Origin of the sequence: Pseudanabaena sp. CCNP1317, from assembly GCF_034931345.1 — a bacterium.
GTDB lineage: Bacteria > Cyanobacteriota > Cyanobacteriia > Pseudanabaenales > Pseudanabaenaceae > Pseudanabaena > Pseudanabaena galeata.
In genome coordinates, this window is the sequence record NZ_JAYGIF010000117.1 from 15,579 (window position 1) to 32,653 (window position 17,075).

The 17,075-nt window shown below is 45.3% G+C and carries 18 protein-coding genes; 15 read left to right on the forward strand and 3 right to left on the reverse strand.

Annotation, left to right across the window (positions count from 1 at the left end; translation table 11 throughout):
* Positions 1 to 283: 283 nt before the first annotated feature.
* Positions 284 to 1,969: a dihydroxy-acid dehydratase gene (gene ilvD, locus VB775_RS21560; protein ID WP_281006825.1), complete on the reverse strand. Its 1,686-nt coding sequence runs from the start codon at positions 1,967 to 1,969 to the stop codon at positions 284 to 286.
* Positions 1,970 to 2,051: 82 nt separating this feature from the next.
* Between ilvD and VB775_RS21565 the strand changes: the two genes are divergently transcribed.
* The 6 genes from VB775_RS21565 to VB775_RS21590 all read left to right on the forward strand — a co-directional run bounded on the left by VB775_RS21565 (position 2,052) and on the right by VB775_RS21590 (position 8,346).
* Complete coding sequence (locus VB775_RS21565; RefSeq protein WP_281006826.1) at positions 2,052 to 2,471, forward strand: hypothetical protein; 420 nt, start codon at positions 2,052 to 2,054, stop codon at positions 2,469 to 2,471.
* A 249-nt stretch (positions 2,472 to 2,720) separates the two neighbouring features.
* Complete coding sequence (locus VB775_RS21570; protein WP_281006827.1) at positions 2,721 to 6,728, forward strand: CHAT domain-containing protein; 4,008 nt, start codon at positions 2,721 to 2,723, stop codon at positions 6,726 to 6,728.
* 198 nt (positions 6,729 to 6,926) lie between these two features.
* A complete protein-coding gene (locus VB775_RS21575; RefSeq protein ID WP_281006828.1) occupies positions 6,927 to 7,142 on the forward strand; it encodes a hypothetical protein in 216 nt (71 codons plus the stop codon).
* Positions 7,135 to 7,383, forward strand: coding sequence for a PIN domain-containing protein (locus VB775_RS21580; RefSeq protein ID WP_281006829.1), 249 nt, complete (start codon positions 7,135 to 7,137; stop codon positions 7,381 to 7,383). The genes VB775_RS21575 and VB775_RS21580 overlap by 8 nt, the downstream gene beginning before the upstream one ends.
* Positions 7,367 to 7,549: a putative toxin-antitoxin system toxin component, PIN family gene (locus VB775_RS21585; RefSeq protein ID WP_281006830.1), complete on the forward strand. Its 183-nt coding sequence runs from the start codon at positions 7,367 to 7,369 to the stop codon at positions 7,547 to 7,549. The genes VB775_RS21580 and VB775_RS21585 overlap by 17 nt, the downstream gene beginning before the upstream one ends.
* A 335-nt stretch (positions 7,550 to 7,884) precedes the next feature.
* Complete coding sequence (locus VB775_RS21590; protein WP_281006831.1) at positions 7,885 to 8,346, forward strand: hypothetical protein; 462 nt, start codon at positions 7,885 to 7,887, stop codon at positions 8,344 to 8,346.
* Positions 8,347 to 8,376: 30 nt separating this feature from the next.
* Here the strand turns inward: VB775_RS21590 and VB775_RS21595 are convergent, their stop codons facing one another.
* Positions 8,377 to 8,841, reverse strand: coding sequence for a nucleoside deaminase (locus tag VB775_RS21595; RefSeq protein WP_281006832.1), 465 nt, complete (start codon positions 8,839 to 8,841; stop codon positions 8,377 to 8,379).
* A gap of 260 nt (positions 8,842 to 9,101) precedes the next feature.
* Between VB775_RS21595 and metG the strand changes: the two genes are divergently transcribed.
* From metG to rpsI, 9 genes are all read left to right on the forward strand, one after another.
* Complete coding sequence (gene metG / locus VB775_RS21600) at positions 9,102 to 10,670, forward strand: methionine--tRNA ligase (protein WP_281006833.1); 1,569 nt, start codon at positions 9,102 to 9,104, stop codon at positions 10,668 to 10,670.
* Positions 10,671 to 11,116: 446 nt separating this feature from the next.
* A complete protein-coding gene (locus tag VB775_RS21605) occupies positions 11,117 to 11,749 on the forward strand; it encodes an NYN domain-containing protein (protein ID WP_281009441.1) in 633 nt (210 codons plus the stop codon).
* A 320-nt stretch (positions 11,750 to 12,069) separates the two neighbouring features.
* The gene (rpsM, locus tag VB775_RS21610) at positions 12,070 to 12,453 is read left to right on the forward strand and encodes a 30S ribosomal protein S13 (protein ID WP_009628987.1); all 384 of its coding nucleotides are present in this window, start codon (positions 12,070 to 12,072) and stop codon (positions 12,451 to 12,453) included.
* Positions 12,454 to 12,473: 20 nt separating this feature from the next.
* Positions 12,474 to 12,869 (forward strand): 30S ribosomal protein S11, encoded by a 396-nt coding sequence (gene rpsK / locus VB775_RS21615; protein WP_009628986.1) that lies wholly within the window; start codon positions 12,474 to 12,476, stop codon positions 12,867 to 12,869.
* 130 nt (positions 12,870 to 12,999) lie between these two features.
* Complete coding sequence (locus VB775_RS21620) at positions 13,000 to 13,953, forward strand: DNA-directed RNA polymerase subunit alpha (RefSeq protein WP_094530384.1); 954 nt, start codon at positions 13,000 to 13,002, stop codon at positions 13,951 to 13,953.
* A gap of 59 nt (positions 13,954 to 14,012) precedes the next feature.
* Positions 14,013 to 14,447 carry a 50S ribosomal protein L17 gene (rplQ, locus tag VB775_RS21625; protein WP_281006835.1) on the forward strand — a complete coding sequence of 145 codons (435 nt, stop codon included), beginning with the start codon at positions 14,013 to 14,015 and terminating at the stop codon, positions 14,445 to 14,447.
* An 8-nt stretch (positions 14,448 to 14,455) separates the two neighbouring features.
* Positions 14,456 to 15,295 (forward strand): tRNA pseudouridine(38-40) synthase TruA, encoded by an 840-nt coding sequence (gene truA, locus VB775_RS21630; RefSeq protein WP_281006836.1) that lies wholly within the window; start codon positions 14,456 to 14,458, stop codon positions 15,293 to 15,295.
* Positions 15,296 to 15,406: 111 nt separating this feature from the next.
* On the forward strand, positions 15,407 to 15,874 hold the full coding sequence (gene rplM, locus VB775_RS21635; protein WP_094530390.1) for a 50S ribosomal protein L13: 468 nt from the start codon (positions 15,407 to 15,409) through the stop codon (positions 15,872 to 15,874).
* Positions 15,875 to 15,886: 12 nt separating this feature from the next.
* Positions 15,887 to 16,300, forward strand: a complete 414-nt coding sequence (gene rpsI, locus VB775_RS21640; RefSeq protein ID WP_281006837.1) for a 30S ribosomal protein S9 — start codon at positions 15,887 to 15,889, stop codon at positions 16,298 to 16,300.
* A gap of 75 nt (positions 16,301 to 16,375) precedes the next feature.
* Here the strand turns inward: rpsI and VB775_RS21645 are convergent, their stop codons facing one another.
* A complete protein-coding gene (locus VB775_RS21645; RefSeq protein ID WP_281006838.1) occupies positions 16,376 to 16,909 on the reverse strand; it encodes a hypothetical protein in 534 nt (177 codons plus the stop codon).
* Between the last annotated feature and the right edge of the window lie 166 nt (positions 16,910 to 17,075).

The following is a 17,075-nucleotide window of genomic DNA, read 5'->3' on the forward strand; positions in this document are numbered from 1 at the left end:
AGAATATTTATGTGGGTTGTCAACTTTATCAAACCCTTGTATTGATTTGATTACAGCATTTTGAGTTAAGATGCAACACAAAACTTTACTGAGATTAGCTTGTGAGTTGGTTGAGCAATGTTTGTCTAAGTTGTTTTTTGGTTTGCGGAAAATCTGTCATTTGGGAAGGCTTGCGCTGACAAAGGCTGCGAACTTAAGCCCAAGAATCAGTGTTGTGGCGCTTCGTGCCGCAACACTGATTCTTGGGCTTTAATGTCTATTTTCAGACTGGGAAGAGAGTAATTTAGAACAAATCTAAATCAGTTACCGCACCTTTGCTGCTAGTCGAAACAAGGGTGGCATATTTTGCTAAAACCCCTTTAGTGTAGCGAGGAGCAGGAGCCTTCCAATTCGCACGACGGCTTGCTAGTTCCTCATCACTGACATTGAGTTGAATCAAGCGCTGATGGGCATCAATGGTGATCGAGTCGCCTTCCTTTACTAAGGCGATCGCCCCACCCACAAAAGCTTCAGGAGCAACGTGACCAACTACCATGCCGTAAGTACCACCAGAGAAACGTCCATCAGTAATTAAACCCACGGAATCTCCCAAACCAGCACCGATAATTGCACTTGTTGGCGCAAGCATTTCGCGCATCCCCGGACCACCCTTAGGTCCTTCGTAACGAATGACCAGAATATCACCTGCATTGATCTTGTTAGCAAGAATCGCTGCAAGGGAATCTTCTTCTGATTCAAAAACGCGAGCAGGGCCAGTGATGATCGGATTCTTTACGCCCGAAATTTTGGCAACGGCTCCTTCTTCAGCAAGATTGCCTCTCAGAACGGCGAGATGTCCTTGCTTATACATAGGGCGATCCCAAGGGCGGATCACATCTTGATTAGCGCGAGGTTCATCAGGAATATCTTTGAGAACTTCCTCAACAGTTTGTCCAGTAATCGTGATGCAATCACCATGTAATAGACCACGTACTAAGAGCATCTTCATCACTTGAGGAATACCACCTGCTTTGTGGAGGTCAGTGGCTACATACCTTCCTGATGGCTTAAGGTCACAGATTACGGGAACACGTTCACGAATACGCTCGAAATCATCGAGATTCCATTCCACACCTGCGGAATGGGCGATCGCTAAAAAGTGTAAGACAGCATTGGTTGAACCACCGACAGCCATAACTACGGAAATAGCGTTCTCAATCGATTTACGGGTGATGATATCGCGAGGTAATAGATTATTGCGAATTGCATTGACTAAAACCGTACCAGCAAGTTCTGTATTCGCGGCTTTTTCGGGCGCAACAGCCGACATGGTGGAGGAATACATCAAGCTCATACCCATGGCTTCAAATGCTGAAGACATGGTATTTGCCGTATACATACCACCGCAGGAGCCAGCTCCGGGACAAGCATTGCGCTCAACTGAGTTGAGTCTGACTTCATCAATGCGACCTGCACTATATTGACCAACGGCTTCAAAGGAACTAACCACGGTCAAATCTTCGCCATCAAGATGTCCTGGTTCGATTGTGCCACCGTAGACAAATATAGCGGGAATATTCATTCTTGCCATTGCGATCATTGCCCCTGGCATATTCTTATCACAGCCGCCGATCGCCAAAATGCCATCCATACTCTGAGCGCTACAGGCGGTTTCGATCGAATCGGCAATTACATCACGGGACACAAGAGAATATTTCATTCCCTCAGTTCCCATGGAGATTCCGTCGCTAACGGTGATTGTGCCGAAAACTTGGGGCATCCCGTTACCAGCGCGAATTCCTGCTTCAGCGCGGATTGCTAAGGGTGCAATTCCCATATTACAGGGGGTAATTGTGCTGTGGGCGCTTGCAACACCGACAATAGGTTTTGTAAAATCCGAGTCTTGGAAACCAACGGCGCGTAACATGGCGCGGTTAGGCGATCGCTGAACGCCTTCGGTAATTGCACGACTTCTGCGATTGTCGGACATAGTTCACTTCTCTGCTATTAGCTTTATAAACTAAAACATTTTAGAATTTTTAGACACTAGAAAATACGTTTGAGTGAAAGTAATGTTTTCAGATGAAGAAATTTCTCAACTAGCCGCAGAAATTGATGCTCAATTATTGGAGGTGCGATCGCTATCTGGTGATGCGTCTCTAAAATCTGGTGATAAAGAGGCACAACTAGTTAAGCAAAATCAGGCGATCGCGACAGTCACTAAGGAACCAGCAAAGAGTTTTTTACAAAAGTTTTGGAAAGCATCCAAGGCGGATCTTTGTGAGGAAGATGGAGTGCTGTATAAGCAATGGAAGAAGTGGGGCGATCTGGATAATAAGGAGACAATTTCTAAGTTTGGTGGGTTGCTTGCAGGTATGGGCTTTTCAGGAGAATTTATCACGCCGATAGTGGTATCTGTTTCGGTGATTGTTTTGCATATTGGGGTGAAGGCTTTTTGTGATGAATATGGCGATCGCAAGGAAAATTCGTAAAATTAAAATTGTGTAGGGGCAAAGCATTCCCACAGAAATCTTTGTGTTTTTAGACTATTTTAATTTGGGAATGCTTTGCCCTAAACTCTCAACGCAGGGACAACTTATCGGTTAATGCGAAAAGGGTTTAGCATTTGCATTTTGAGATTATTGTGGGAAATATAAAAATATTGGCGCAAATGCTAAACCCCTACAAGTTTGTTGTTATAAATCATTCATGGCGATCGCCATTAACAACGAGGTTGATTGATGATTGAGCTAAATGTGCGGTTTACGAGTAGCGATCGCTTTGTGATCAAGTTCGACGATCGCGAGACGGATGCTTTGGAATTTGTAGCGCCTGTGAATGATAGCGATCGCGCTGAGATTCGCTGGTATTTGGAGAGCTATGCGGCGCATTACATGATGGATGTGGACGATCGCAGGGCAGAGAGGATTGAGGCGCAATTGCCTGAGTGGGGCAAGGCTTTGTTTGAGGCGATTTTTGGCGATCGGGCGGCGGCGAGGATATTTAATGATTTTCAGGACGATCAAGAACGGGGCAAGATTTTAACCATTGGTGCAAGTCATCCGCTTATTTTGTCTTTGCCTTGGGAATTGTTGCGCGATCCGACGGGGACTTATTTGCTGCATGACAATCCGCGTATTGCGATCAGGCGGAAGTTTGCGGGTGTGGGTGGTGGACGCAGGGCGGCACAGGTAAAACCTAAAGATCAAGTACGGGTGTTGATGGTGGTCAGTCGTCCCAGTGATGCGGGGTTTCTCGATCCGAGGGCGGAGGGGTTGGCATTGTTGGAAGCGATCGGTGATGTGCGCGAACACTCCGTGGCGCTGCGCGAGCGCGTAGCCGTAGAATTTTTGCGTCCTGCGACTTTGGATAAGTTGATCGATCGCTTAGAAGATGATCGCTTGCCTGCGGTGGATATTGTGCATTTTGATGGACATGGGGCGTTTGATCCTGATGGTAGGTTGCATGAACGGGCAAAGATGAGTGATCCTGTTGCCGCGACTAAGGCGGATGCAACGGCGGCGGCGAATACGGGCTATTTGTTGTTTGAGGATGGTGATGGCAAATCGGCGCTGATTACAGCGGAAACTTTGGGGGATATGCTGAATCGGCAAAGGGTGAGTGCAATTATTTTGTCGGCTTGTCAGTCGGCGGCGGTCGGTGGTGATGATGCTTTGGGTAGTGTAGCAGCGCGGTTGACTCAGGCGGGGATGCCATCGGTATTGGCGATGCAATATTCGGTGTTGGCGGTGACGGCGCGGCAGTTGTTTGGTAAGTTTTATGGCTTTTTGCTGCGGGGTCAGGGTGTGGGTGAGGCGTTGGAAAATGCGCGGCGGGATCTGTATCTGAATAAGGAAAGGGGCGATCGCCCAAGGGGTAAGGAACGGGTGGTTTTGAAGGTACAGGATTGGTTCTTACCTGCTTTGTATCAGGTGGGGAATGATGGGGCGTTATTCAACCCTCACCCCCAGCCCCTCTCCCAAGGGGCGAGGGGAGAAATTAGCCCTCACCCCCAGCCCCTCTCCCAAGGGGCGAGGGGAGAAAGAGGGGAAAGGGGAGATGGAGAAGAGAATCCAGATCTCTTGTCCCCCTCTCCCAGAGGTAGAGGGGCTAGGGGTGAGGGCAATCTACGTGAATTGCAGGAGGCGGGTTTTTGGGGTAGGTCGCGAGAATTGTGGGCGATCGAGAGGGCGTTTGTGCGGGGGACGCGGCGAATTACGATTTCGGGGTTTGGGGGGATGGGGAAAACCTATCTGGCTGAGGAGGCGGGGCGGTGGCTATTGCGGACGGGGATGTTTGCGCGGGTGTGTTTTATCAGTTTTGCGGATTTTCAGGGTGTCGATCCTGTGAGTTATGCGGTGAGTGTGTTGGCGACGGTGTTGGATACCAATTTGATCGATGGGGCGGCGGCGACTAGTGCGCTAAGGGAACAGGCTGTATTGGTGATTTTGGATAATTTGGAGACTTTGAGATCCCCCCTAACCCCCCTTGTAAAGGGGGGCAAAGAAGAAGATTCCGATCAAGCCCCCCTTTCTAAGGGGGGTAGGGGGGATCAAAGCCTACAAAGTTTAGAAGGAACTCAAGCCCCCCTTAGTAAGGGGGGTAGGGGGGATCAAGCCCTGCTCGACATCGCAAAAGAATGGTCGGAGGCGGGAAATAGTCGGGTGTTGCTGACGACGAGGGTGGCGGATTTGCAGCATCCTGATTATCCTAATCAGGGGAGTTTGAAGCATATTCCTTTGCCGTTGCGGGGTTTGTCGGAGGGTGATGCGCTGGACTATTTCCAGAGTTTGATTAAGTTGCCACCAGAGCCGCAGTTTGGGTTGCCGCCCCGTGAGGGTTTGTTGGAGTTGTTTGGGTTGCTGGACTGTCATCCTTTGTCGTTGGGGTTGTTGGCGGGGCAATTGAAGCAAAGAAGGGCGCTAGAGGTGCATCGGGAGTTAGCGCAGTTAGTGGCGGATACTCCTAATAATGCTTTGCTGGCTTCGCTGAATCTGTCGGTGAGTCGGCTCGATCCTCAAGCACAGGAATGGATTAAGCGGTTGGGAGTGTTTCAGGGTGGAGCATTGGAAGTTAATTTACTAGAGATTACGGAAATTGCGGAAACGGAATGGCATGAACTCAGAACACAGCTAGAGGCAACGGGACTGATACAGTCAGAATCTTTGAGTCATTTGGGTGTGGGTATGCCTTTTCTCAAGTTTCATCCGACCCTTGCCCCTGCGATATGGTCACGACTGACCGAACTCGAACAACAGCAACTCCTCATCCGCCATCGACAACGCTATTACCAACTGTCGAGTTATTTGTATGGTGAGGATAGTAAAAATCCCTTTGCAGTGAGAGCCATAGCCCAACGGGAACTGCCGAATCTGCTCTATGCCGTGCGGGGCAGCATCGCCGCAGGTGAAGACTTTGCGGTGAATTTTGTGGATAACGTTAACCGCTTCTTGTTTGTCTTCGGGCTGAATCAAGATCGAGAAAATTTGACAGAAATGGCGCAACATATCGGCGGTGAGGTTGGCTCCCAAACTTGGTTTATGACGCGCAGTAATACAGGCGAACAGTTATGGAATGCAGGACGCTATGCCGAAGCCAAGGCGGTGTTTCAGGAGATTTTGGCAGGCTTGGGCGCGACTCCTAGTTTTAACAAATGTACAATACTTGTCAATCTTGGACGTTGCTATAAGGCAGTAGGAAATCTACAATTTGCAAAAGAAGCTTACCTTGATGGATTAACAGTTGCAGCAAAACTTGAGCAATCTAAAGGCGTACAGCAAAAGATCGGAGTATTACAGGCAGACTTAGCAGATGTGTTGAGTGATATGGGGGACTACGATCGCGCCCGTGAGTCCTACGAGGAATCGTTAGCGATTAAGAAAGAAATTGGAGGCTCTTTCCGAGAGGAAGCCGTTGTCCAAGTGCAACTAGGAACCTTAGCACTGTTGCAGAACAACCTCACCGAAGTCGCCCAACGCTATCAAGAAGCACTGAAAATCTTTCAGCAACTCAACGAACCCGCATCAGAAGCAACTGTATGGCATCAGTTGGGCATGACCTTTGAAAAATCGCGTCAATGGGAAGCCGCAGAGCAAGCCTATCGCCAGTCCGCCCAGATTAGTGAAGCGCAGGGTGATTTAACAAGGGCAGTAATGACTTGGAATCAGTTGGCGATCGTGAGCGAAGGTGCGGGGAAACTGACGGAGGCGGAGGCATGGTGGCAGAAAGTGATCGCGGCAGATCGAAAACAGAGCGATCACACTCTGCTATGTGGACATCTCAATAACCTTGCCAATCTCCTCCAACAAGATTACGATCGTCTCAACGAAGCCCAACAATTAGCCGAAGAGTCCCTAGCCATTAAGCAAACCCTCGATCCTGCGGCGGCTAATATTTGGAATACTTACGGGATTTTGGCAGAGATTAGCGATAAACAAGGCGATCCAGCCAAAGCGAAGGAATATCGCCGCCTTTCTCGCACCGCCCGCGCCAACTTTGCAGGCACTGAGTACGAGCTACGCAAACACGCCCAGCTTATCGAGGGTGTAGTGAGAGCAGTTGACGATGCCGAGGTCAGACAGCAATTAGAGCCAATTTTAGAAAACAGGATCTCGAATGGTTGGCAAAATCTCATCGCAGCAATTCAGCAAATTCTCAACGGAGAACGCGATGAAGATATTCTCTGCGAAAGATTGGATATAAGAGAGTCTCAAATTGTCCTTGCCATCCTTGGACAAGTAAAAAGGTAAAAGTAAAAAGTAAAAAGGAAATGCCCAGATCTCCGACTTTTTCTTTGCTATCAAAGGGGATTTGTGCATTCACAAAAAAAGTCGGAGATCTAAATCTCTGCTACGGTATCAAGTAAAAGGGAAAAAGGAAAAAGGAAAAATTGGAGGTAAAGATCAAGTAAAAAGGTAAAAGGTAAAAGGAAAAACTGGAGATGAATTATGGAAACCATCAGCTTTGAAGTCGAGCCAGAAATTGCTAGAGCCTATAGAGCATTCAAACCACAGAGCCAGCAACAATTTCAAGCACTAATGACATCTATCTTGAAACGTTCATTAGAAGAATCCTTAGAAGATATAGTAGCCGATCTTAGAGACGAAGCCCAAGCCAACGGACTAACCCCAGAAATACTAGAGAAACTTCTAGAAGATGAATAACCTACGCTTTGTCCTCGAAACAAACGTCCTTATCAGTAGTATCTTGAGCAAAAATACACCACCTCAAAAACTATTTGATTACAGCATGGCTCATGGAATTATCTTAATGTCAGAAGCCACAGTCACAGAAATAACCGAAGTCCTCACCCGTAAAAAATTTGATCGTTATGCCCCATTAGTCAAACGCTCAAAATTTTTGCAAACCCCTAGCATCCAAAATAGAAGTGATCGAGATTACTGAGTCAATAACCATCTGTCGCGATCGCAAAGACGATAAATTTCTAGAATTAGCCATAAATCGCAAAGCTGACTATTTGATTACAGGCGATCGCGATTTGCTCGTTCTCCATCCCTTTAGAAATATCCAGATTCTCACCCCAGCCGACTTCCTAACCCAAATTCTCTAAGATGGCACAAGTCCAAAAACAAATAACATCTCAGCAAAACTATATTGCTCAACGCAGCTACAGTGTACACACAAGTCGGACTTACCCCCTTTAATTCCCCCTTGGAAAGGGGGAAGACTAGAAATCTTGTTCCCTCCCCTTTGCTAGGGGAGCGTTAGGGTGGGGTAATTTCTTTGATTTCACACACAAACTGAGATGTGTGTACACAGTAGCGGGGGATCGTTTGCAAAATCAACAAACCCTGCAACTGATTTCTGCCTAGTGATATAAACACCAAAACATTTTAGAATTTTTAGACACTCGAATAATCACCTTGGACTATCGGCAATTACCAAATGCAACTTCAAACGCAATTTTCTAAGCACTTGTCTGATCGTTTGCCAACTCATCTCAATCGTCGCGCAGCCTTTGGCTCAATGGCTCTGACCATCGGACTCGTTCTCAATGGTTGTGGAGAAAGTAAGATTTCTCAATGTAACAAAGTTGTTACGATTGCTAATAAAACTAATGCTCTGGCGGTTCCCAAGGATCTTACAGGCTTCGACTCATTCGCTGAAAATATCGATCAAATTCGCACAGAAGTACAGGCGATCGCGGTTCAAGACTCAAAGCTTAAGGAATTGCAAACACAGTTACTAGGTGTATATGGTGATGCTTCTCAAGCTCTAAAGGGACAAGTAAAAGCGTCCGAGGCTAAAGATGCCAATGCGATGACTAAAGCCACGCAAGATTTAGAAACTGCATCAACTAAGGAAAGTGAGATTGTTGATCAAATTAATGCTTTATGTACCAAATAGAAGATAAGGAGGAGCGCAAAGCGCTCCTCCTTATTTTCTGAGATTCTGAAACCAAACCTGCAATAATTCTTGGCATTCTCTTTCGCGGATTCCTGCGATCGCCTCTAGCTTGTGAAAAGACACAGGACTATCAGGCAAATTAGCCACGGTACGAACTGCTCCTGCTTTAGGATCGTCAGCACCATAGACTAGAGTGCTAATCCGCGCCTGCAAAATTGCCCCCGCACACATCGGACAGGGTTCTAAAGTCACATATAAAGTGCATCCGTTTAAATGCCAATCCTGTAATACTCGCGCCGCCTCACGAATCGCTACTATTTCTGCATGGGCAGTGGGATCTTGATCGCGTTCTTTACGGTTTACCCCAGTGGCGATCGCTTCTCCTAGACTATTCACAATTACCGCCCCCACAGGAATTTCCCCAAAATTCCCTGCATCTTTTGCCAAGGCGATCGCCTGATCCATCCAAATTTGATGCACTTCTAAATTTTTCATCGTTTATGGCTTATCAAAACCCCAAAAATTATCGACGGCGTATCAGCAATTCTCATTATGAAACCGATTTTGGTGTTTCTAGCGCCTTTGGCGCTAGAAACACCAAAATCGGTTTTTTGAAAAAGTAAAGGCTTTCAAAAAACCGATTTTTACAATTAGAATTGCTAGCGGCATATCGAGCCATCGATAATTTTTGGGTTTAATGTTACATTTACCACCATTTTTTTGCAAAATGGTATTAGTCCTGAATTGAGTTACCCATGCCCTTAGAACCGATCGCTTTAACCACACCACTTTTTTACGTCAACGATCGCCCACATATTGGTAGCGCCTACCCCACGATCGCTGCGGATGCCTTTGCACGGTTTTATCGGCTCAAAGGACATCCAGTCATGTTTGTCACAGGCACAGATGAACATGGACAAAAAATTCAGCGCACCGCCGAAAAAAATAATCTATCGCCCCAAGAACATTGCGATCGCACCGTTGCCGAATTTTATAGTCTCTGGGAAAAGTTTAATATTCGCTTCGATAGCTTTACACGCACCACTGCACCAAAACATCAAGCGATCGTCAATGAATTTTTTCAGCGGGTTTACGATTCAGGGGACATTTACCTAAATCAGCAAAAGGGTTGGTACTGCGTCGCTTGCGAAGAATTTAAAGAAGAGCGTGAACTCCCCGAAAGCCATCATTGTCCGATCCATACCAATGTTGTCTGTGAATGGCGCGACGAACCAAATTATTTCTTTCGCCTCTCCAAATATCAAGAAGCATTAGATCAATTTCACGAGGCGCACCCCAACTTTATCCAACCTGAAAGTCGTCGTAATGAAGTCCTTGGCTTTATGAAGCAAGGCTTACAGGATTTTTCGATCTCTCGCGTTAACCTCGATTGGGGATTCCCAATTCCCATCGATCCTACCCATACAATTTATGTCTGGTTCGATGCTTTACTAGGATATGTCACGGCTTTGCTCGATCCTGATGATGAACCGACTCTCGCAAATGCTCTCAAAAAGTGGTATCCCTTCAACCTCCATATCATTGGCAAAGATATCTTAAGATTTCATGCAATTTACTGGCCAGCCATGCTCATGTCTGCGGGATTAGAATTGCCAAAGCGAGTATTTGGTCACGGTTTGTTGACAAAAGATGGGCTAAAAATGGGAAAAACCCTAGGCAATACCATTGATCCCTACGATCTAGTTGATCGTTTTGGCGCAGATCCCATACGATATTATTTCTTAAAAGAAATTGAATTTGGCAAGGATGGTGACTTTAACGAAGAGCGATTTGTGGCAATCATTAATGCCGATCTCGCCAATAGTCTTGGTAATTTACTTAATCGTAGTCTTGGCATGGCTAATAAATATTGCCAACAAACTATTCCTGTACATGATCCCAGCGATCGCACTGAAGTCTCAGATTTGATGAAACCAGTGATCGAACAAGCAAAAAGCTTAGGCGATCGCGTCGCCCTTGATTACCAAAATCTTAACTTTCGATCCGCTTGCGAGAAAATCCTTGAACTCATCTGGAATTGCAACAAGTTAATCGATGAAACCACTCCTTGGAAACTATTTAAAGCAGGTAAACAAAACGAAGTTAACGAAACTTTATACACTTTGCTGGAATCTGTAAGGATTGCAGTTTACTTACTATCACCGATTACACCAACTCTCAGCATTTCTGCTTATCAGCAACTCGGTTTAAATTTTAATGAAACATCTCCCCCTGATTGGAGTCACACAAATTGGGGAATACTTGAATCAAGTAAAGCCCTATCTACACCTACTCCAATCTTTCAACGGATTGAAAAGTCATGAATGCTAAGGCTTTCTAACTTTTTACGTAATGTTATGTAATTTATTAACTTGCATACCTGTCAGCATCTATACCTCTAAGTATATTTACTTATGGTGTATAGTTAGATGTAGGTTATAAAAATAAAATTCTTGTTTTTGTATTCTTATATTATAAAAAACTCGTTTTATAATTCTAAGTTCATTTGAGATTTATCTTGGATCTACCTAGAAGCAATCATTATTTATTCTCAAATAGTCTTGGGACAAAGCTGGTGTCTTTTCTTTATTGAAAGCTACTTTTAACGTCCAATACTAGCTTTATACAAATAAGCTACGTGTGAGTTTATTAAAAAGTTTTAAGAGGTTCTTCTGAATTAGGTAAACACTTAGGACGGTTTTAAGTATCAATGCTAATACCAAAGCTTCATCCCGCAGCACTAGATAACAAGCGTTCTATAGGCAAAAATATGTTACCTTTTGAGCAAGATTCTGGTTTTAAACCAGACCAAATTTTAGAAAATCGAGGGCGAGTCGCCATCTTCATTGATGGCTCTAATCTTTTCTATGCCGCCCTGCAATTGGGAATTGAAATCGACTACACCAAATTGCTCCTCTGCCTTACGGATGGTTCGCGTTTACTACGCGCATTCTTCTATACAGGAGTCGATCGCACCAATGAAAAGCAGCAGGGGTTTCTGTTGTGGATGCGACGCAATGGCTATCGAGTTATTTCTAAAGAACTAGTACAACTACCCGATGGCTCCAAAAAAGCTAACCTTGATGTCGAGATTGCTGTAGACATGATGGCGCTAATTGGTTCCTATGATACGGCTGTACTTGTCAGTGGCGATGGGGATCTTGCCTATGCGGTTGATGCGGCAAGTTATCGCGGTGTACGTGTTGAAGTGGTCAGTTTGCGATCGATGACTAGCGATCATCTGATTAATGTTGCCGATCGCTACGTCGATCTCGAAGCGATCAAAGAAGATATCATGAAAATATCACGACCTCAATCCTCAAGCACATCACCATCGATCGCTACCTATAGCTATCGTCCAATTTCAGGAGTTGCATCCATAGATAGCGATCGTGACATTTAAGCTTTTAAGTTAGTGCCATGTTCATGATGTGGGGCTTAGACTAACATCGTGAAGTTTAAAACCCAGATTAATTGCAAAAATATTGACAGAAGTTGCCATTGTCAATATATTATAGAGTTCGCTGTAAAATATTACGTCTTCGTAATTTGCTTCTGTCGATTGTAGCTAACCCACTGCATAGAACGCACGCTCTCGCGAAGATAGTGTTGTACAGCCATCCGTCCCGAAATTTGCTCATGAAACACCTGAAAAGGTTTGTCAATAAGTACTTTTAGGGAAACCATAAAATTGAAAACTGACAACAAATTGGGAGACTTATAGTGGCTCGCATTGCAGGAGTTGACCTTCCGCGTGACAAGCGCATCGAAATAGGACTAACGTACATATACGGAATCGGTCTAACTAGCGCCAAAAAAATCTTAGCAGCTACCAAAATAAACCCTGACACAAGGGTTAAAGAACTTACTGATCCTGAAGTAACAACTTTACGCCAAGAGGTAGAATCCAACTTTCAAGTAGAAGGCGATCTGCGTCGTCTCGAAGGTTTAAGTATCAAACGCCTAGTAGACATCGGTTGCTACCGAGGTCGTAGACATCGTATGGGTCTTCCTGTCCGTGGACAACGTACTCGCACCAATGCGCGTACTCGCCGTGGCGGTCGTCGTACTGTCGCAGGTAAGAAGAAGGCTCCAGGTAAGAAGTAAGTAAGGATTAATACGAAACAATGGCTCGTCAAACAACTCGTAGAACTGGCGCACGTAAGAATAAGCGCAATGTCCCTAATGGAGTCGCTTACATCCAGTCTACTTTTAACAACACTATCGTCACGATCGCAGACACCGTTGGAGATGTGATCTCATGGTCTTCGGCTGGTGCTAGTGGCTTTAAGGGCGCTAAGAAGGGCACTCCATTTGCAGCCCAAACTGCTGCCGAATCGGCGGCTAGAAGAGCGATGGAACAAGGAATGCGTCAGGTTGAAGTAATGGTTACAGGTCCTGGGTCGGGTCGCGAAACCGCAGTGAGAGCATTACAAGCTGCTGGGCTAGAGATCACCCTTATTCGTGATATTACTCCTATTCCTCACAATGGCTGCCGTCCTCCAAAGCGCAGACGTGTGTAACCAATTACGAATTAGAAATTACGAATTAGAAACTAATCTCATAATTCGTAACTCGTAATTCGTAATTCCCCAATTCTCAAATTTCTCCCTTTGATTTTCGTTTACTCTTGCAGACTAAGTCGGTACAAATATGGCACAGTTTCAGGTTGAGTGCGTTGCATCCCACACAGAAAAAGACAATAGCCAGTACAGTCAATTTGTACTGGAACCACTAGATCGGGGGCAAGGCATTACCATTGGAAATGCGCTCAGACGGGTATTGCTCTCCAATCTTGAGGGTGCGGCCGTCACTGCTGTTCGCATTGCTGGTGTCAACCATGAGTTTGCGACGATTCCAGGCGTGCGGGAAGACGTTTTGGATTTGATGCTCAACTTGAAAGAACTAGTGTTGAAGTCCTATAGCTCAGCACCACAGATCATTCGTTTGGTAGAGCGCGGTTCAAAATTAGTTACGGCTACCAGTTTCCATTCTTTGCCATCGGATATCGAGATTGTCAACCCTAACCAATACATTGCGACTCTCAGTGAGGGTGCAACCTTGGAGATGGAACTCACAATCGAACGTGGTAAAGGCTATCGCTCGGTAGACCGCTCTAAGGAGGATCACAGTTCTCCGATTGATACACTCAAGATTGATGCTGTGTTTATGCCTGTGCGTAAGGTCAAGTATGAGATTAAAGACGCTCGGATCGGTGATGCGATCAACAAAGAGAGTCTGCTAATCGATATTTGGACAAATGGCAGCATTACACCTCAAGAAGCACTTAGCCAAGCTGCTAGTGTGTTGGTGAATTTGTTCTCGCCCTTGCAAGAAATCACTCTTGCGCCTTCGTTGCCCCAAGAACGTGATGAGCAAGACGAAACTAAGCAAATTCACATTGAAGAATTGCAACTATCTGTTAGAGCTTATAACTGTCTCAAACGCGCTCAGATTAACACTGTTGCGGATTTGTTGGAATACACCCAAGACGATTTACTGGAAATCAAAAACTTTGGTCAAAAGTCGGCTGAGGAAGTTATGGATGCCCTTAAACAGCATCTTGGCTTGACCTTAACTGAGTCCAAAGCTTCTAAAGTTCTGTAAAAAAGCAAAATCTCTTTATCTCTAAAGAGTTTGGTTTCATATCCATCTAGTACACACCTATGCGTCACCGTTGTAAAACCCCCCAGCTTAACAAGGCTGCCGATCAGCGCAAAGCTCTCCTAAGGGCTTTGACCACTGAGCTAATCCTCAGAGGCGAAATTAAGACCACCAGAGCTAAGGCTGATGCCGTTCGTAGCAGCGTTGATCACATGATCACCCTTGCTAAAGATGGTTCTCTGCACGCTCGTCGTCAAGCGATCGCCTACTTATACGATATTTCGGTCAAAGATGGCGAACCCGTGAGCGATCGTCCTCAGACTAAGACTAAACAAGAACAATTACCTGAAGAAGATCGCGTAACTACCTTGGTTGACTTGTTGTTCACCCAAGCTAAAGATCGCTATGCTGAGCGTAATGGTGGTTATACCCGTATCGTTCGCACAGTTAGCCGTCGTGGTGATAACTCTGAAATGGCGATCTTGCAACTTGTGTAAGCATCAAGATGTTTTCTGCTGATTCTGAGTCTCCCCATCGTATTGCTTTAGTTATTCAATATCTAGGTACATACTTTTACGGGTGGCAAAGGCAGCCAAATCATCCCAGTGTGCAGCAAACGATTGAAGAAGCGATCGCTAAGATCTGCGGAAAACCAACCGTTTTGCATAGTGCAGGTAGGACTGATACAGGAGTTCATGCTGCGGCTCAAGTAGCGCATTTTGATACGTCAAGCTTGATCCCTCCCCATCGTTGGGCAAAGGTACTTAATAGTTATTTGCCTGAAGGAATCTTGATCTGTGGATCTGCGAAAGTAGCTGGTGACTGGCACGCAAGATTTTCGGCAACATGGCGGCGTTATCGTTACACGATTTATACCGCAGCTATCCCGAATCTCTTTGTAAAGCCGTTTAGCTGGCACTACTACCACGATCACCTTGATGAAAAGCTGATCCATCAAGCCTTGCAGCCGATGTTAGGTGAGCAAGACATGGCAGCATTTCAGAGAGCAGGTTCAAGCCGTCCCCATAGTCGCCTTGAGCTTCAAGAAGCACTATGTTGGCGAGATGGTGATTTTGTCCATGTGGAAGTCCAAGCAAGTGGTTTTTTGTACGGCATGATTCGCTTGTTAGTAGGGCAATTAGTCGAAGTAGGGCGTTCGCGCCTGAGTGTCGAAGCCTTTACAAACATTTGGCAAGAAAAACGTCGTATTGAAGTTAAGTATGCTGCTCCCCCACAAGGATTGTGCCTATTAGCGATCGGCTATGCCGATCATCCCTTTGCAGAGTTCGCATCGCGCAAGCAAACACTAGGTTTAAATGACAGCCATGTACTTAACTTGGTCTGAAGTTTAAAAGCTAAAGCTAACCTGTCCCAAACTCAAAAGTTTGATAAATATATTTCCCCAATATATTTCCCAGATAAATATCATAGATAAATCTCGTTTGTAGAGAAACTAATGACTACAACTACACTTACTCCCAATAAAAGCTACTTACCAAAAGATCCTGATCGCAAATGGTATGTCATTGATGCGGAAGGTCAGCGCCTAGGAAGACTTGCTAGCGCGATCGCGGTAATCCTACGCGGCAAAAATAAGCCCATCTATACGCCCCATCTAGATACTGGCGATTTCGTCGTTGTGATCAACGCCGAAAAAATTGCTGTAACTGGCAAAAAATCCACCCAAAAGCTATACAGAAGACATTCTGGTCGTCCAGGTGGGATGAAGGAAGAGACCTTTGACAAAGTAATTGCGCGTGTGCCTGAACGTATTCTTGAAACTGCCATTAAAGGTATGTTGCCGAAAAATACCCTCGGTCGTCAGCTTTTCACTAAGCTCAAGGTATATAAGGGTGCTAGCCATCCCCATGAGGCTCAACAGCCTGAGACCTTGGTCATCAACACCATTCCATCGCTGAAGTAGGAGAAATCACAGATGTCAGATACTGAACGTTCTAATCGTGCTGTTTACTGGGGAACTGGTCGTCGTAAAAGAGCGATCGCCCGTGTCCGCCTCGTCCCGGGCGAAGGCAAAATCGTAATCAATGATAAGCCAGGTGATTTGTATTTGCAGTTTAACCCTAGCTATATTTCAGGTGTAAAGGCTCCTCTAGAAACCTTAGGCTTGGAAAATGAGTACGATGTTCTGGTTAATGCCCATGGTGGCGGTGTGACTGGTCAAGCGGATGCAATTCGTTTGGGCGTAGCTCGTGCTTTGGTAGAACTTGCTCCTGAAAATCGTAAGCCTCTCAAGGTTGAAGGTTACTTAACCCGCGATCCTCGTTCTAAGGAACGTAAGAAATACGGACTTAAGAAAGCTCGTAAGGCTCCTCAATACTCGAAACGGTAATCATTTACCTCACAAAAAAGCCTCGCATTGCGAGGCTTTTTTTATTTTAAACATAGGATAGCGCGAAGCACTATCCTATGTTTTTTCAATGCCATGATCTAAAACTTCGTAGTAAAGAGGTAAATATCCTGACTTGATGCCACCTTCCTCTTTAGCTTTATCCAAGTTACCGCGCAAAGTATGGCTGTTATGAACGCTGTAGATTTCGTAGCGATCGCCTATAAACACATAGTCAGCAACATCGGTAAACTCTTCACCTTTAACTAGTTGCCAGCGATCGTCTACATAGACAAAATGATAATCTGCTAGATCTGGGCTTGAGGATGGTCGTTCGACCGCCGCCGAGATTTCGGCAGTGTAATGGGCATTTTTATCGTTAGGTGGGATAACTTTACTGGTAACGTTGCGATAGTAACAGCTCTCGTTATAGCAAAATCTTAGTTTTGCCATTTTGTTTTTGATAATCTCAAAGCGCTCGATGATCTGAGTTGAAGAAAGCTCACTTGCTGCGGAAACATTTGGCACAAGCGTGTTAGCAAAGGTTATGCCAAGGCAAATTACACAAATTAAAAAAATATTGGCAAGCGATCGCCATTTCTTACTGGTCATAAAGTTTATAGTTCTTAAAACTATATTATCCATGGATAAGAGTGAACTACCAGACGCTGACCGCTTAGGCGGTACAGAGCTGGCTTCCTGATTCAACGGGGATAGCGTCCAACAAAACCGAAGTTTTACCAGATCGACTTACATCTCCTCCACAGGCAGACTCGCT

Coding starts and splice junctions, on each gene's coding strand:
- ilvD (WP_281006825.1), bottom strand. CDS start 1,969: ATGTCCGACAATCGCAGAAGTCGTGCAATTACCGAAGGCGTTCAGCGA.
- VB775_RS21565 (WP_281006826.1), top strand. CDS start 2,052: ATGTTTTCAGATGAAGAAATTTCTCAACTAGCCGCAGAAATTGATGCT.
- VB775_RS21570 (WP_281006827.1), top strand. CDS start 2,721: ATGATTGAGCTAAATGTGCGGTTTACGAGTAGCGATCGCTTTGTGATC.
- VB775_RS21575 (WP_281006828.1), top strand. CDS start 6,927: ATGGAAACCATCAGCTTTGAAGTCGAGCCAGAAATTGCTAGAGCCTAT.
- VB775_RS21580 (WP_281006829.1), top strand. CDS start 7,135: ATGAATAACCTACGCTTTGTCCTCGAAACAAACGTCCTTATCAGTAGT.
- VB775_RS21590 (WP_281006831.1), top strand. CDS start 7,885: ATGCAACTTCAAACGCAATTTTCTAAGCACTTGTCTGATCGTTTGCCA.
- VB775_RS21595 (WP_281006832.1), bottom strand. CDS start 8,841: ATGAAAAATTTAGAAGTGCATCAAATTTGGATGGATCAGGCGATCGCC.
- metG (WP_281006833.1), top strand. CDS start 9,102: ATGCCCTTAGAACCGATCGCTTTAACCACACCACTTTTTTACGTCAAC.
- VB775_RS21605 (WP_281009441.1), top strand. CDS start 11,117: ATGTTACCTTTTGAGCAAGATTCTGGTTTTAAACCAGACCAAATTTTA.
- rpsK (WP_009628986.1), top strand. CDS start 12,474: ATGGCTCGTCAAACAACTCGTAGAACTGGCGCACGTAAGAATAAGCGC.
- VB775_RS21620 (WP_094530384.1), top strand. CDS start 13,000: ATGGCACAGTTTCAGGTTGAGTGCGTTGCATCCCACACAGAAAAAGAC.
- rplQ (WP_281006835.1), top strand. CDS start 14,013: ATGCGTCACCGTTGTAAAACCCCCCAGCTTAACAAGGCTGCCGATCAG.
- truA (WP_281006836.1), top strand. CDS start 14,456: ATGTTTTCTGCTGATTCTGAGTCTCCCCATCGTATTGCTTTAGTTATT.
- rplM (WP_094530390.1), top strand. CDS start 15,407: ATGACTACAACTACACTTACTCCCAATAAAAGCTACTTACCAAAAGAT.
- rpsI (WP_281006837.1), top strand. CDS start 15,887: ATGTCAGATACTGAACGTTCTAATCGTGCTGTTTACTGGGGAACTGGT.
- VB775_RS21645 (WP_281006838.1), bottom strand. CDS start 16,909: ATGACCAGTAAGAAATGGCGATCGCTTGCCAATATTTTTTTAATTTGT.